Genomic DNA, 13,904 nt, shown 5'->3' with positions numbered 1-13,904 from the left:
TTGATGCAAGCTGAGCCACCGCATTCGCGAGCAGGCTCGCTCCCACGGGGGATTGAGGGTTTACGCCATTGGGTGAACACCTCGGAAACCTGTGGGAGCGAGCCTGCTCGCGATAGCGGTAGGCCGGTCAGCCCAAGGTCAACTGCCGAACGAGGTGCTGCGGTTCAGGCGCAGTTCGGCGCACAGGCCGCCGCCTTCTCGGTTGCTCAAGGTCAGTGAGCCGCCCATGGCCGTGGCCAGTTGCTGGGCGATGGCCAGTCCCAGCCCGGTCCCGCCGGTTTCACGGTTGCGCGAGCTTTCCACCCGGTAGAACGGCTTGAGCACTTCGGCCAGTTCCTGCTCGTTGATGCCGGGGCCGCGGTCCAGGACCTGGATCGCCAGTTGGCCATTGTTCTCGGCCTGCACCTCGATCCGCGCCGCGCCACCGAACTTCAGCGCGTTGTCCACCAGGTTCACCAGCACCCGGCGTAAGGCATGGGGGCGGGTGTCGATGACGGCGGCGTTCTTTCCGGACAATTGCACATCCTGCCCGGTGTCCTGGTAGTCGAACACCAGGCTGTCGAGAAACGCATCCAGGCTGATGCGGCAGCTGGCCTCGGTGGCGCCATGGATGCTGCGGGCATAGGCCACGCCTTCGCGCACCAAATGCTCCATCTCACCCAGGTCGCTCCAGAGTTTGTCCTTCTCAATGCCCTCATCCATGAATTCCGCCCGCAGCTTCATGCGGGTGATGGGGGTCTGCAGGTCGTGGGATATCGCCGCCAGCAACTGCATGCGCTCCTTCAGATAGGCGGCGATACGGTCCTGCATGGCATTGAACGCCTTGGCCGCATGGACCACTTCGGTCGGGCCTTGCTCATCCAGGCGTACGCTGTGGGCGTTCGGATCGAGGGTTTCCACGGCCTGGGCCAGCCGGGTGAGTGGGCCGACGGCGATGCGCACGGCCAGCCAGGTACAGCCGATCAGCAACGCCAACTGCCCCAGCAACACCACCGGCAACCAGGGGGACAGGGGCATCATGGCCGGCCGGACATCGATGGTCAGCGGACTGCCGTCGCTCAGGCGCAGGTGCGCCTGGTAATGCTTCTGCGGTCCCGGAATGTCGATAAAGGTCAGGGGATAGGCCTGGCCGATGGCGTCCTCGATCGAATTCACCGAGATCGGCGCGTCTTCACGGGCTATCGGTTGGCCGGGTTGACCCTCATTCAGCAGGTAACCGTAGTTGCGCCGGGTGAGCTTGGGCAGCCATGCCGGGCGTTCGGCGGCGGGCAGGCGGTCCAGGATGGCGACGGAGGTCGAGACGTCGGTTTCCAGATTGCCGAGCATGGTGGACTTGGCGGTCTGGTAGCGCTCGTAATATTGGGCGCCAAACGACAAGCCCTGGGCCAGGATCAGGCCGATCAGGAAAATCAGCGACAGCCGCGAGGCGAGGGTGCGCGGCCAACGTAGCGGCAGACTCATGTCGCAGCCTCGAGGATTTCCACCGGCAAGGAAAAGACATAGCCTTCGCTGCGCACGGTCTTGATGTAGGCCGGCTCGCGGGCGTCATCCAGCAGACGCTGGCGCAGGCGGCTGACCAGCAGGTCGATGGAGCGGTCGAACAGATCGGCGTCGCGGCCCTGGGTCAGGTTCAGCAATTGGTCACGGTTGAGCACTCGCTGTGGGTGGTCGAGGAACACCCGCAACAGCCGGTATTCCGCGCCGCTCAGGGCGACCATGGTGCCGTCGGTGTCCAGCAGGTGACGCGCCGTGGTGTCCAGGCGCCAGCGACCGAACGCCAGCAGGCGGCCGCTTTCGGTCACTACCAGGTTGGGCGGCAACATTCGAGTGCGGCGCAATACCGCGTTGATCCGGGCCAGCAGCTCCCGGGCGGCGAAGGGTTTGACCAGATAATCGTCGGCGCCCATTTCCAGGCCGATGATGCGGTCGGTTTCGTCGTTGCGGGCGGTGAGCATCAGCACCGGCGTGGCCTTGTGCTTGCCGGCGCGCAGTTCCCGGCACAGGACCAGGCCGTCATCGCCCGGCATCATCAGGTCCAGCACGATCAGGTCCACCGGCGTGGTTTCCAGAAAGGCACGCATCTGCCGGCCATCGGCGACGACGGTGGTGCGCAGGCCATTCTTCTTCAGGTAGTTGCCCACCAGTTCTCTGATCTCGCGATCGTCATCCACTATCAATACGTGATCGACATGATCCATGGTGTCCAGTCCTCTCGGCGTTTCGTTGTGATCAGAATACAGGGGCCGGCGGGCCCGGCTCGCGGCGGTTTGTATTGCAGTGTATCTGGCGCCCGGCGGATACACAGCGATGCAAAAAGCCCCCTGGCTCGATACAGGCGGGATACCTCAGGGGCATTCAATGGCTCCCAACGAGGCGACACACACGGCCTCGACAGCAAACACACCCATTGAATGAATCGAGGATACCGCCATGAACACCAAAGCCATCTACGCCGCCTGCCTTTTCGCCGCACTGAACATCTGCACCCTGTCGGCCCGGGCCGAAAGCAATGTCCAGGCGCAGACCTACGCCTACGGCAACCACCTGGACATCCAAAAGGTGCTCACCATCTCCGAAGACGCCGGGCCTGCCTGCGGCGTGGTCAATGCCCACATGACCTACCTGGATTCGGCGGGGCATCACCAAGCACTGGAATACCGCAAGTTGGCTGACCACTGCAATAACGATAATTGAGGTTAAACATTAATAATGATTGATAACTAACTGTTTTTAATCGATAAATATTTAACGAATGGCCCGAGACGGCCTGCTGCCCATGAGGTGATGCCATGCTTCTGATCGCTTTCCTCGGCGGGATCCTGACGATCCTCAGCCCTTGTATTCTCCCCGTGGTGCCGTTTCTGTTCGCCCGGGCCAACCGTACGCCGGGCTCGATGTTGCTGACCCTCGGTGGCATGGTGCTGACATTCGCCCTGGTATCGAGCCTGGCGGTGGTCAGCAGTGACTGGGTGCTGCGTGCCAGCAGCGTGGGACGGCAGGTCGCCCTGGGGGTGATGGTGCTGTTCGCCTTGTCGCTGATCTTCAGCCGGGTTGGCACCTGGTTGGCGCGGCCGCTGGTCAGCCTGGGCAATCGCGTCGATGCGGGTGCCGGGCGACTGGATGGGCCGTTGGCATCGGTATTGATCGGTGTCGCCACCGGGCTGCTCTGGGCGCCCTGTGCCGGACCGATACTCGGGGTGGTCCTGACCGGCGCCATGCTGCAGGGCGCCAGCGCCGGGACCAGCCTGTTGCTGCTCGCCTACGGCCTCGGCAGTGCCTTGTCGCTGGGAACCCTGATCTTCGCCGGACGTGGCTTGGCCGCACGGCTGAAGCTCTCGCTGCCGGTGACCGCGTGGTTGCGTCGTGGCAGCGGATTGGTTGTGCTGCTGGCGGCCGTGGCGATCGCTACCGGCGTCGATGATCGGCTGTTGGCCAACACTTCCTCCCAAAGCGCCGCGAGCCTGGAGCAACGCGTGCTGGAAAAGGTGCCACAGGCAATCGACTACGTGGTCAGCAAGGCCAGCGCCAACCCGATGCCGAACCTCGATTCCCAGGGCGCCATGCCTTCGCTGGACGGTGCGGTGCAATGGCTGAACTCACCGCCGCTGAACAGCGAATCGCTGAAGGGCAAGGTGGTGCTGGTGGATTTCTGGACCTACGACTGCATCAATTGCCAGCACACGCTGCCCCACGTGAACGAATGGGCCAAGAAGTATGAGAAGGACGGCCTGGTGGTGATCGGCGTGCATACCCCGGAATACGGCTACGAGAAGATCATCGACAACGTACGCCAGCAGGTACGCAAACTGGACATCAACTACCCGGTGGCCATCGACAACCAGTACGCGATCTGGCGTGCCTTCAACAACCAGTACTGGCCGGCGCACTATTTCATCGATGCCAAGGGCCAGGTGCGCTACAGCCACTTCGGCGAAGGCCGCTACGGCGAGCAGGAGCAGGTGATCCAACAGTTGCTGCAGGAGGCCAAGGCGAGCCAGTAAAGCTGTGGCGAAGGGCCAGTCGAGTACTGGCCCATCGTTCGTTTTAAGGTTGTCAAACTTCTTTTATTTCAGAACGTTGGACGACAAACCTATGCGATTTTCTATGTGGGGCGCGGCCATATGGGTCGTGGCAACCTCTCTCCTGGCCAGCGTATCGCTCGACACCCAGGCCCGGGCGCTGACGCAAAACCAGCAGTCCGTATGTCGCTGGGGCGCGGACATCGCGGCGGGCGCACAAGCCTCCAAACTCTCCGGTGTCTCCCTGTACGGCGCCCGGAAAAAGCTGCAAGTGCGCAAGTTTCCCCGGCCATGGATGCGCATGACCGCCCTGGGCATCACCGAACAGACCTATGACAGCACGTCTCGCCTCAAGCCCGCCGCGGTCAAGCAGACCTACTACGAGCAGTGCGTGCGTCACGAGTTGGCGCGCCGCTAGTCAATTCCGTTCATGCCGGGCTGCGGCCAGGCATGTCGATGCCATGCTGGTGCACCCTTCGGTACAGGGTGGCCCGGGAAATGCCCAGCGCCCGGGCGGTCGCGCTGGGTTTCCAGCGATGGCGCACCAGGGCGTCGAGCAGGGCCTGGCGTTCCGGGCTGGCACTGGGTTCCGGCGCAGGAGCGGCGCCTTGAGTGCCGTGCAATGACTCAGGCAGGTGAGCGCGCTGGATCACGGAACTCTCGCACACCGCGCAGGCGTAGCGCAGCACATGGCGCAACTGACGGACATTGCCCGGCCAGTGGTAGCCGAGCAGGCATTCCAGGGCACCGCTGCTCAATTGCACGGCGCCGCCGCAACGGCTCGATTCTTCCTCGAGAATGCGGTTGATCAGCGTCAGCCGGTCACTGCGCTCGCGCAGTGGCGGCAGTTGGAAGCGGGCGCCGCCCAGGCGGAAATACAGGTCCTCGCGAAACTCGCCGGCGCTGACCAGGGCTTCCAGGTCGCGGTGGGTGGCGCAGATCACCTGGATGTCCACGGCTTTGCGGCGCGACGCACCGAGGGGCGCCACTTCGCCCTCTGCCAGCACCCGCAGCAGGCGGGTCTGCAAGGCCAGCGGCATATCACCGATTTCATCCAGGAACAGCGTGCCGCCGTCGGCCTGCTGCAACAGGCCCTGCATGCCCTTGCTTGAGGCGCCGGTGAAAGCCCCGGCCACGTAGCCGAACAACTCGCTCTCGATCAGGCTTTCAGGAATCGCGGCGCAGTTCAGCGCGACGAATGGGCGCTCACGGCGCTGGCTGGCCTGGTGCAGCTGGCGGGCGAACACCTCTTTGCCGGAGCCGGTTTCGCCCTGGATCAACACCGGCAGGTTGCGATCCTTGACCCGCACCGCCAGGCGCAGGCTGTCTGCCAGGCGAGGATCGATGTCGACCGACGCCATCGCCACCCGCGCACGCGGTTGCGCCCGATGCCGCGGTGCACTCACGCGGCCATGCAGGGGCGACTCGGCGCCCTGACGGCCGAAGGGATAAAGACTCTCGTCCCGGGCACGGTGCAACCATTGTTGATCGAAGACCTGGCTGATGTGCTGCGGCAACTGGCCGTACTGCTGCATCAGGTACTGGCGTGCGGCGGGGTTCAGGGCTTGCAGGCAGCCGTCGTCGTCCCAGGCGAACAGATAATCGGGCTGGCTGTCGACGTAGCCGGCGTTGCGATGGGCTCGCAGCACCCAATAGCCCTGGGCGCTGCTCATGAAGAATGCCTGTTCGATTTCCCGGGCGCTCTGCACCACCATCTGGCGGATCAAGTGCTGCGATCGGCGCTCATCCGGTGAGCGAACCGCCGACACATCCAGCACCCCGAGCAGTTCCCCCTGGGGGTCGAAGACCGGTGCGGCGGAGCAGGTCAGGCCAATGAACGCGGCGCGGAAGTGATCGCGCTTGTGCACCGTCACCGGCGCCTTGGCCGTGAGCACCGCCGCCACGCCGCAAGTGCCTTCCTCGCCCTCCGACCAGCAGGTGCCCAGGTAAAGCCCGGCCTTGCGGCAGTCATTGCGAATGGCGGTTTCGACGCGGTAGTCGATGGTCTGGCCCTGGGCATCGGTCAGCAGCACACAGTAGTCGGCATCCCGTACCCGGCCATGGAGGCGCGCCACTTCTTCGCTGGCGATATTGAGGAACAGCTCGGAGCGTTCCCGGCATTGCTTGAGCACATCCTCGGACAGGATGCGCGGGCCCTGCAACGAGCCGGGGTCGAGGTGATGCTGCTCCATGGAGCGACGCCAGGAGTCGAGGATCAGGTCAGGGACGGGCAGCTGTGGCAACTGGTCCGCGTTCTTCACGACGCGGCTGACGCAATCCACATGGGCCCTGGAGTGAGCGGAAAGCATGACTGGTCTCCGGTTCAGCTTCTTATCGTTGTGCACCCATTAAGCGCCGTTCGCCGGGCCCAGACAAGCCTGGCGGGATTGGCTGCTGGCGTGAGACGCCACGTCTCACGGTCTCGCCAACGGCTAGTGCAGGCTGACATGTGGCGTCTCACGGGGCCTTGTCCCGGTTCATCGCTTATCTCGCTTCGAGGGCTCTGGCTCGGGCATTCGCTGGATTATTCCTGCAACTGGCACCGCCCTTGCTCTATGCCCTGGGCCCGCATGACGGGTCTTCCAATAATAAGAACCGAGGTACGTTATGTCTTCCTGCCCAGGTCGTTTGCCCCTCACGTTCACGGTAGCACCATGAGCCGCCGCCCCCTGACCGTGGGCATCATCGCCAACCCGGCTTCGGGACGCGACGTGCGGCGCCTGACCGCCAACGCCGGGCTGTTTTCCAGCACCGACAAGGTCTCGGTGATTCAGCGCTTGCTGGCGGCCTTCGGCGCCACCGGCATCGAACAGGTGCTGATGCCCACCGACATGACCGGCATCGCTGCTGCCGTGCTGAAGAACAGTCACAGCCGCCAGGCGCGCGACAGTCATTGGCCGACCCTGGAGTTTCTCGACCTGACCTTGCGCCAGACCGTCGAAGACACCCGCAGGGCTGCACGGCTGATGGCCGAGCGCGAGGTGGCGCTGATTGCCGTGCTCGGGGGGACGGTACCCACAAGGCCGTGGCCGCCGAGGTGGGTGACATCCCGTTGCTGACCTTGTCCACCGGTACCAACAACGCCTTCCCCGAGTTGCGCGAGGCCACCACGGCAGGGCTCGCTGGCGGGTTGTACGCCAGTGGCCGGATCCCCGAACAGATCGGCCTGCGGCGCAACAAGCGCTTGCTGGTGTGCGAGGCCCGTCGCGGTCTGCGGGAAATCGCGCTGGTGGACGTCGCCGTGTCGCCGCTGCGCTTCGTCGGCGCCCGAGCCATCAGCCGGGCGGCGGACCTGGCCGAAGTCTTCGTGACCTTTGCCGAGCCGCAATCCATTGGCCTGTCGGCCTTGTGTGGCTTGTGGCTGCCGGTGACGCGGCAGGAGCCGGGCGGGGCCTGGATGCGCCTGGACCCGCAATCGCCCGAAGCGCTGCTGGTGCCGCTGGCCCCAGGCCTGTTGCAGGGCTGCGGCGTGCTCGCGGCCGGCCGCCTGGAGCCAGGTGTGGCCCAGCCGTTGGCGCTGTCCAGCGGCACGTTGGCCCTGGATGGCGAACGGGAAATCGAGTTCAACCCGCAGGACCGTCCTACGGTCACCCTCGATGCCGGCGGCCCGCTGAGCATCGATGTCGACGCGGTGCTGGCCTACGCCGCGCAACAGCGCCTGCTGGGCATCGGCCGTGAACATCCGCAACACCCCCTGAACCTGCAAGTCAGCCTTCAAGACACCCCTGGAGAATAAAAAATGTCGACACCGCTCACCCACGATCAACTGCTGCACGCCTACCAGGTGATGCGCACCATTCGCGCGTTCGAAGAGCGCCTGCACGTGGAATTCGCCACCGGCGAGATTCCCGGTTTTGTCCACTTGTATGCCGGCGAAGAGGCGTCGGCCGCCGGGGTCATGGCTCACTTGGGCGATGACGACTGCATTGCCTCCAACCACCGTGGCCACGGCCATTGCATTGCCAAAGGCGTGGATGTCTACGGAATGATGGCCGAGATCTACGGCAAGAAAACTGGGGTCTGCCAAGGCAAGGGTGGTTCCATGCACATCGCCGATTTCGAGAAGGGCATGCTCGGCGCCAACGGCATTGTCGGTGCCGGTGCGCCGCTGGTGGTCGGTGCGGCGCTGGCAGCGAGGCTCAAGGGCACCGACAGTGTCGCGGTGGTGTTCTTCGGCGACGGCGGCTCCAACGAAGGCGCGGTGTTCGAGGCCATGAACATGGCTTCGGTGTGGAACCTGCCGTGCCTGTTCATCGCCGAGAACAATGGCTACGCCGAGGCCACGGCCTCCAACTGGTCGGTGGCTTGCGATCACATCGCCGACCGCGCCGCCGGGTTCGGCATGCCGGGGGTGACGGTGGACGGTTTTGACTTCTTCGCCGTTCACGAAGCCGCCGGGGCGGCCATCGAGCGTGCCCGGGCCGGGGAAGGGCCATCGCTGATCGAGGTCAAGCTGACCCGCTATTACGGCCATTTCGAGGGCGATGCGCAAACATATCGGGCACCGGATGAGGTCAAGCACTTCCGTGAAAACCAGGACTGCCTGATGCAGTTCCGCGAGCGCACCACCCGGGCCGGGTTGCTCTCGGCCGAGCAACTGGACCAGGTCGACCGGGAAGTGGAACTGCTGATCGAAAACGCGGTGCGCAAGGCCAAGTCCGATCCCAAGCCTGCGGCGGCGGACCTGCTCACCGACGTCTACGTCTCCTACCCCTGAACGCCTTTCATAAAACAAGAACAGAGAATTCCATCATGGCGAGAAAAATCAGCTATCAGCAGGCAATCAACGAAGCCCTGGCCCAGGAAATGCGCCGCGACACCAGCGTGTTCATCATGGGCGAGGACGTGGCCGGTGGCGCCGGGGCGCCCGGTGAAAACGACGCCTGGGGCGGTGTGCTCGGCGTCACCAAGGGCCTCTATGACCAGTTCCCCGGCCGTGTGCTCGACACACCCCTATCGGAAATCGGTTACGTCGGCGCGGCGGTTGGGGCCGCGACCTGCGGTGTGCGCCCGGTGTGCGAATTGATGTTCGTCGACTTCGCCGGCTGCTGCCTGGACCAGATCCTCAACCAGGCGGCGAAGTTTCGCTACATGTTCGGTGGCAAGGCCTCCACGCCTTTGGTGATCCGCACCATGGTCGGGGCCGGCCTGCGCGCCGCGGCCCAGCACTCGCAGATGCTCACGTCCTTGTGGACGCACATTCCCGGGCTGAAAGTGGTGTGCCCATCGTCGCCCTACGATGCCAAGGGCTTGCTGATCCAGGCGATCCGCGACAACGATCCGGTGATCTTCTGCGAGCACAAATTACTGTACAGCATGCAGGGCGAGGTGCCCGAAGAGCTCTACACCATCCCGTTCGGCGAGGCCAACTTCCTGCGCGACGGCAAGGACGTGACCCTCGTGTCCTACGGCCGCATGGTCAACACCGCCATGGACGCGGCGCGTAGCCTGGCCGGGCGCGGTATCGATTGCGAGGTCATCGACCTGCGCACCACCAGCCCGATGGACGAGGACAGCATTCTCGAAAGCGTGGAGAAGACCGGGCGCCTGGTGGTCATCGATGAGGCCAACCCACGCTGCTCCATGGCCACCGATGTCTCGGCGCTGGTGGCGCAGAGAGCCTTCGGTGCGCTGAAGGCGCCGATCGAGATGGTCACCGCGCCGCACACGCCGGTGCCGTTCTCCGATTCCCTGGAAGACCTGTACATCCCTGACGCGGCGAAGATCGAACAAGCCGTGCTCAACGTGATCGAGTGGAGCAAGCGCTGATGAGCCAGATTCATACCCTGACCATGCCCAAGTGGGGGCTGTCGATGACTGAAGGCCGGGTCGATGCCTGGCTCAAGGAGGAGGGCCAGGCCATTACCAAGGGCGACGAAGTGCTGGATGTGGAGACCGACAAGATTTCCAGCAGTGTCGAAGCGCCGTTCTCCGGTGTGTTGCGCCGGCAGGTTGCGCGGCAGGATGAAACCCTGGCGGTCGGCGCCTTGCTGGGCATTGTCGTCGACGGCGAGGCCAGCGACGCCGAGATCGATGCGGTCATCGAGCAGTTCCAGTCCAGTTTCGTGCCGGGCGACACCGGCGATGAAGACACTGGCGCGAAACCGCAGAAGGTCGAGCTGGATGGCCGGGTGATTCGCTACTTTGAACGTGGCGAAGGCGGCATGCCCTTGGTGTTGGTCCACGGTTTTGGCGGGGACCTGAACAATTGGCTGTTCAACCATGAGGCCTTGGCGGCCGGCCGCCGGGTGATCGCCCTGGACCTGCCGGGCCATGGCGAGTCCGGCAAGACCCTGGAACGGGGTGACCTGGATGAGCTGAGCGGCGCGGTGCTGGCCTTGCTCGATCACCTGGACATCAGCGTCGCGCATCTGGTGGGGCATTCCATGGGCGGTGCCGTGTCGCTGAACACCGCACGCTTGATGCCCCAGCGGGTGCGTTCCCTGACGCTGATCGGCAGTGCCGGCCTCGGCCCTGAGATCAACGGCGGCTACCTGCAAGGCTTTGTCGAGGCTTCCAACCGCAACGCCCTCAAGCCGCAGTTGATGCAGTTGTTCTCCAACGCCGAGCTGGTCAACCGGCAGATGCTCGACGACATGCTCAAGTACAAGCGCCTGGAGGGCGTGGACGCGGCATTGAAGCAGCTGTCGACGACGTTGTTCGCCGACGGCCGCCAGCGGATGGACTTGCGCGAAGTGGTGCAGGCCGGTCACGTGCCGACCCTGGTGATCTGGGGCAGTGACGACGCGATCATCCCGGCGGCCCATGGCGAGGGGTTGGACGCCCAGGTGGAGATACTGAGCGGCCAAGGCCACATGGTGCAGATGGAAGCGGCCGAGCAAGTCAATCGATTGATCCTTGAGTTCATTGAACAGCACTGATCGAACGGGCGACGCGCGAGTCGTCGCCCCCAAGCATTCTGGAGAAACGCTATGAACGCTTCAATCACGCCTACCCGCAGCATGCGCGCCGCCGTCTGGCATGGCCGTAACGATATCCGCGTCGAAGACGTACCGTTGCCCGTTTCGCCGCCCGCCGGCTGGGTGCAGATCCGCGTGCAGTGGTGCGGCATCTGCGGCTCCGACCTGCATGAGTACGTCGCCGGGCCGGTGTTCATCCCGGTGGACGCGCCACACCCGCTGACTGGTATCAAGGGCCAGTGCATCCTCGGCCACGAGTTTTGCGGCGAAATCGTCGAACTGGGGGCCGGGGTAGAGGGCTTCAGCGTTGGCGAGCCGGTGGCGGCGGATGCCTGCCAGCACTGCGGCACCTGCTACTACTGCACCCACGGGCTCTACAACATCTGCGAAAACCTGGCGTTCACCGGCCTGATGAACAATGGCGCGTTCGCGGAGCTGGTCAATGTGCCGGCCAATCTGCTCTACAAGTTGCCTGCCGGTTTTCCTGCCGAGGCCGGCGCGCTGATCGAGCCATTGGCGGTGGGCATGCACGCGGTGAAGAAGGCTGGCAGCCTGTTGGGCCAGAACGTCGTGGTGGTGGGCGCCGGGACCATTGGCCTGTGCACCATCATGTGTGCCAAGGCCGCCGGGGCGGCCCAGGTGATTGCCCTGGAAATGTCCAGCGCGCGCAAGGCCAAGGCCCTGGAGGTCGGCGCCAGTCATGTCATCGATCCCAACCAGTGCGATGCGTTGGCTGAAGTGCGCCGCCTGACCGGGGGGCTGGGCGCCGATGTCAGCTTCGAGTGCATCGGCAACAAGCACACCGCCAAGTTCGCCATCGACCTGATCCGCAAGGCCGGCAAATGCGTGTTGGTGGGGATTTTCGAGGAACCGAGCGAATTCAACTTCTTCGAACTGGTGTCCACCGAGAAGCAGGTGCTCGGCGCGCTGGCCTACAACGGCGAATTTGCCGATGTCATCGCGTTCATCGCCGATGGCCGCCTGGACATCTCACCCCTGGTGACCGGGCGTATCCAGTTGGAGCAGATCGTCGGGCAGGGCTTCGAGGAACTGGTCAACAACAAGGAGCATAACGTGAAAATCATCGTGTCGCCGGCGCGGAGCTGATTTTTCCTGATGTGGGCGATTGGCGATGGCCGGCGGCGGCCATCGCATTTTTTGCCGTGGGTTCAATCCGGTAAATAGTCTCGCCAGACGCGGCTTTCGTCGAGTTGCAGCTGGCGCTCTTCCGTTTGCCGAAACCTGCGGTCGCAGTCGAGGAAGAACTCGTCGAGTTGCGGCGGTTCGACGTCGGTATCGCTGAGCATCGTGTGGACCTGTCCACGGTGGTGAATCTGGTGTTCGAACAGGTGCAGCAGCAACCGGTCGATACGCTCGGGCACCACGGCACCGTCGGCGCGTACCAATTCGACGGATCGGGCGAGGTCTTTCTCCCGCAGGGATTCGCAGAACGCCACCAGTCGCCGGTCGGTGCGGGCCTGGCATTGCACCAGCTTGGCAAAGGCCAAGGTCTCGGAGAAATCCTTGATCTGACCGTCACGATCGCCTTCCAGGGCGGTGAGGTAATAGCGGTCCACCTCCAGAATATGGCAGAGCGTGGCTTGTATGGACGGAAAGAACCCCGTGCGTCGCGTCAGGTATTCGTCCTCGCTCAACTGCGCACAGGTGCCGAGCAGCCGGTGGTTGGCCCACTGGTTGTTCAGGGCCTGGGCGAGGAAATAATTCATGGTAAGCCTTCCTTGTGGGAGCGAGCCTGCTCGCAATGACGGCGGTACATCCAGCATAGCCGTTCCAGACAGACCGCTATCGCGAGCAGGCTCGCTCCCACAGTGGGTTGATGTGCTGGCTGATAATCCTCCATACACCTCGGTCAGTGTGGGAGCGAGCCTGCTCGCGATAGCGGCGGTACATCCAGCATAGCTATTCCAGACAGACCGCTATCGCGAGCAGGCTCGCTCCCACAGGGGACTTCATTTGCCTCGGGTCAGAGCCCCACATCCGGCAGCACCGGTCGATTCGCCAGGGCCTTGGCCATGATCTGTTCCACATACACCCGATCTTCTTCCGGCAGGGCCAGGCGTGGTGGGCGGGTGAGGGCGCTGCCGCGGCCGGCGATGGCTTCGCACAGCTTGATGCATTGCACCAGGTCGGCGCGGGCGTCGAGGTGCAGGATCGGCATCAGCCATTCGTAGATCGGCATCGCTTCGGCGAAACGCCCGGCGCGGGCCAGGCGGAAGATGGTTTCGCCTTCCTTCGGGAACACGTTGGACATGCCCGAGACCCAGCCTTCGGCGCCCACGGCGAGGCTTTCCAGCACCACGTCGTCGAGGCCCGCGAACAGGACAAAGCGATCACCCACTTCATTGCGCACGTCGATGAACCGCCGGGTGTCGCCGGAGGAGTCCTTGAAGCACACCACGTTGTCGCAATCGGCCAGGGAAATCAGGATGTCCGGAGTCACGTCGTTCTTGTAGATCGGTGGGTTGTTGTAAACCATCAGCGGCACGTCGGCATGCCGGGCGACATAGCGAAAGTGCTCGGCGGTTTCGAACGGCTTGGAGCCATAGACCAATGCCGGCATCAGCATCACGCCGTCGACGCCGACTTTGCGCACTGCGTTGGCGACCTTGGCCGCCTGCACGCTGGTGAACTCGGCCACGCCGCAGATCACCGGCACCCGACCCCGGGAGGCGTCCACCGCGACTTCGGTCACGGCGATTTTTTCTTCGGCGCTCAGCGAAGTGTTTTCCCCCACCGAACCACAGACCACCAGGCCCGAGACGCCGTCACGGATGACGTTGGAAATGACCTCATGGGTCTTGTCCAGGTTGATGGAGAAGTCGTCGTTGAATTGGGTGGTAACGGCGGGGAATACGCCGCTCCAGTTGATGCGTTTGCTCATGGGGTGTCTCCAGTTGATGGTAGTACTGTGGCGAGGGGATTTATCCCCGCTGGGCTGCGAAGC

Annotated in this window: 12 protein-coding genes and 1 pseudogene; 8 read left to right on the top strand and 5 right to left on the bottom strand. The window is 63.9% G+C overall.

Features of this window, described 5'->3' with window-relative positions; genetic code table 11:
• Positions 1–138 precede the first annotated feature (138 nt).
• Positions 139–1,461 (bottom strand): ATP-binding protein, encoded by a 1,323-nt coding sequence (locus tag PCOSP_RS16710; RefSeq protein WP_464709065.1) that lies wholly within the window; start codon positions 1,459–1,461, stop codon positions 139–141.
• Positions 1,458–2,198 carry a response regulator gene (locus PCOSP_RS16705; RefSeq protein ID WP_139643369.1) on the bottom strand — a complete coding sequence of 247 codons (741 nt, stop codon included), beginning with the start codon at positions 2,196–2,198 and terminating at the stop codon, positions 1,458–1,460. The genes PCOSP_RS16710 and PCOSP_RS16705 overlap by 4 nt, the downstream gene beginning before the upstream one ends.
• Before the next feature lie 232 nt (positions 2,199–2,430).
• On the opposite strand from PCOSP_RS16705, the gene PCOSP_RS16700 reads away from it, so the two are divergent.
• The 3 genes from PCOSP_RS16700 to PCOSP_RS16690 all read left to right on the top strand — a co-directional run bounded on the left by PCOSP_RS16700 (position 2,431) and on the right by PCOSP_RS16690 (position 4,437).
• Complete coding sequence (locus PCOSP_RS16700; RefSeq protein WP_175363581.1) at positions 2,431–2,694, top strand: DUF2790 domain-containing protein; 264 nt, start codon at positions 2,431–2,433, stop codon at positions 2,692–2,694.
• Positions 2,695–2,789: 95 nt separating this feature from the next.
• On the top strand, positions 2,790–4,001 hold the full coding sequence (locus tag PCOSP_RS16695; RefSeq protein ID WP_464709064.1) for a cytochrome c biogenesis protein DipZ: 1,212 nt from the start codon (positions 2,790–2,792) through the stop codon (positions 3,999–4,001).
• A 103-nt stretch (positions 4,002–4,104) separates the two neighbouring features.
• Positions 4,105–4,437 (top strand): hypothetical protein, encoded by a 333-nt coding sequence (locus tag PCOSP_RS16690; RefSeq protein ID WP_373682438.1) that lies wholly within the window; start codon positions 4,105–4,107, stop codon positions 4,435–4,437.
• A 10-nt stretch (positions 4,438–4,447) separates the two neighbouring features.
• On the opposite strand, the gene PCOSP_RS16685 is transcribed toward PCOSP_RS16690, so the two are convergent.
• Positions 4,448–6,328 (bottom strand): sigma-54-dependent Fis family transcriptional regulator, encoded by a 1,881-nt coding sequence (locus PCOSP_RS16685; RefSeq protein WP_464709063.1) that lies wholly within the window; start codon positions 6,326–6,328, stop codon positions 4,448–4,450.
• A gap of 345 nt (positions 6,329–6,673) precedes the next feature.
• On the opposite strand from PCOSP_RS16685, the pseudogene PCOSP_RS16680 reads away from it, so the two are divergent.
• From PCOSP_RS16680 to PCOSP_RS16660, 5 genes and pseudogenes are all read left to right on the top strand, one after another.
• A pseudogene (locus PCOSP_RS16680) lies at positions 6,674–7,755 on the top strand (ATP-NAD kinase family protein).
• Between the two features lie 3 nt (positions 7,756–7,758).
• A complete protein-coding gene (locus tag PCOSP_RS16675; RefSeq protein ID WP_047702923.1) occupies positions 7,759–8,736 on the top strand; it encodes a thiamine pyrophosphate-dependent dehydrogenase E1 component subunit alpha in 978 nt (325 codons plus the stop codon).
• Between the two features lie 35 nt (positions 8,737–8,771).
• The gene (locus tag PCOSP_RS16670) at positions 8,772–9,788 is read left to right on the top strand and encodes an alpha-ketoacid dehydrogenase subunit beta (protein ID WP_139643351.1); all 1,017 of its coding nucleotides are present in this window, start codon (positions 8,772–8,774) and stop codon (positions 9,786–9,788) included.
• A complete protein-coding gene (locus PCOSP_RS16665) occupies positions 9,788–10,900 on the top strand; it encodes an acetoin dehydrogenase dihydrolipoyllysine-residue acetyltransferase subunit (RefSeq protein ID WP_464709061.1) in 1,113 nt (370 codons plus the stop codon). Before PCOSP_RS16670 ends, PCOSP_RS16665 begins: the two co-directional genes overlap by 1 nt.
• An 81-nt stretch (positions 10,901–10,981) precedes the next feature.
• On the top strand, positions 10,982–12,046 hold the full coding sequence (locus PCOSP_RS16660) for a 2,3-butanediol dehydrogenase (RefSeq protein ID WP_254705014.1): 1,065 nt from the start codon (positions 10,982–10,984) through the stop codon (positions 12,044–12,046).
• A gap of 62 nt (positions 12,047–12,108) precedes the next feature.
• Here the strand turns inward: PCOSP_RS16660 and PCOSP_RS16655 are convergent, their stop codons facing one another.
• The gene (locus PCOSP_RS16655) at positions 12,109–12,666 is read right to left on the bottom strand and encodes a DinB family protein (RefSeq protein WP_464709059.1); all 558 of its coding nucleotides are present in this window, start codon (positions 12,664–12,666) and stop codon (positions 12,109–12,111) included.
• A gap of 257 nt (positions 12,667–12,923) precedes the next feature.
• Positions 12,924–13,841, bottom strand: a complete 918-nt coding sequence (locus PCOSP_RS16650) for a dihydrodipicolinate synthase family protein (protein ID WP_055137750.1) — start codon at positions 13,839–13,841, stop codon at positions 12,924–12,926.
• Positions 13,842–13,904: the final 63 nt, after the last annotated feature.

The sequence above is a fragment of the Pseudomonas sp. MAFF 730105 genome, assembly GCF_055380705.1.
This window is presented reverse-complemented; position numbering and strand designations above follow the sequence as displayed.

What these genes read in the sequence shown, in the direction of transcription:
- PCOSP_RS16655 (WP_464709059.1), bottom strand. Translation starts at nt 12,666, where the DNA reads ATGAATTATTTCCTCGCCCAGGCCCTGAACAACCAGTGGGCCAACCAC.
- PCOSP_RS16685 (WP_464709063.1), bottom strand. Translation starts at nt 6,328, where the DNA reads ATGCTTTCCGCTCACTCCAGGGCCCATGTGGATTGCGTCAGCCGCGTC.
- PCOSP_RS16670 (WP_139643351.1), top strand. Translation starts at nt 8,772, where the DNA reads ATGGCGAGAAAAATCAGCTATCAGCAGGCAATCAACGAAGCCCTGGCC.
- PCOSP_RS16675 (WP_047702923.1), top strand. Translation starts at nt 7,759, where the DNA reads ATGTCGACACCGCTCACCCACGATCAACTGCTGCACGCCTACCAGGTG.
- PCOSP_RS16700 (WP_175363581.1), top strand. Translation starts at nt 2,431, where the DNA reads ATGAACACCAAAGCCATCTACGCCGCCTGCCTTTTCGCCGCACTGAAC.
- PCOSP_RS16660 (WP_254705014.1), top strand. Translation starts at nt 10,982, where the DNA reads ATGCGCGCCGCCGTCTGGCATGGCCGTAACGATATCCGCGTCGAAGAC.
- PCOSP_RS16665 (WP_464709061.1), top strand. Translation starts at nt 9,788, where the DNA reads ATGAGCCAGATTCATACCCTGACCATGCCCAAGTGGGGGCTGTCGATG.
- PCOSP_RS16690 (WP_373682438.1), top strand. Translation starts at nt 4,105, where the DNA reads ATGTGGGGCGCGGCCATATGGGTCGTGGCAACCTCTCTCCTGGCCAGC.
- PCOSP_RS16710 (WP_464709065.1), bottom strand. Translation starts at nt 1,461, where the DNA reads ATGAGTCTGCCGCTACGTTGGCCGCGCACCCTCGCCTCGCGGCTGTCG.
- PCOSP_RS16695 (WP_464709064.1), top strand. Translation starts at nt 2,790, where the DNA reads ATGCTTCTGATCGCTTTCCTCGGCGGGATCCTGACGATCCTCAGCCCT.
- PCOSP_RS16650 (WP_055137750.1), bottom strand. Translation starts at nt 13,841, where the DNA reads ATGAGCAAACGCATCAACTGGAGCGGCGTATTCCCCGCCGTTACCACC.
- PCOSP_RS16705 (WP_139643369.1), bottom strand. Translation starts at nt 2,198, where the DNA reads ATGGATCATGTCGATCACGTATTGATAGTGGATGACGATCGCGAGATC.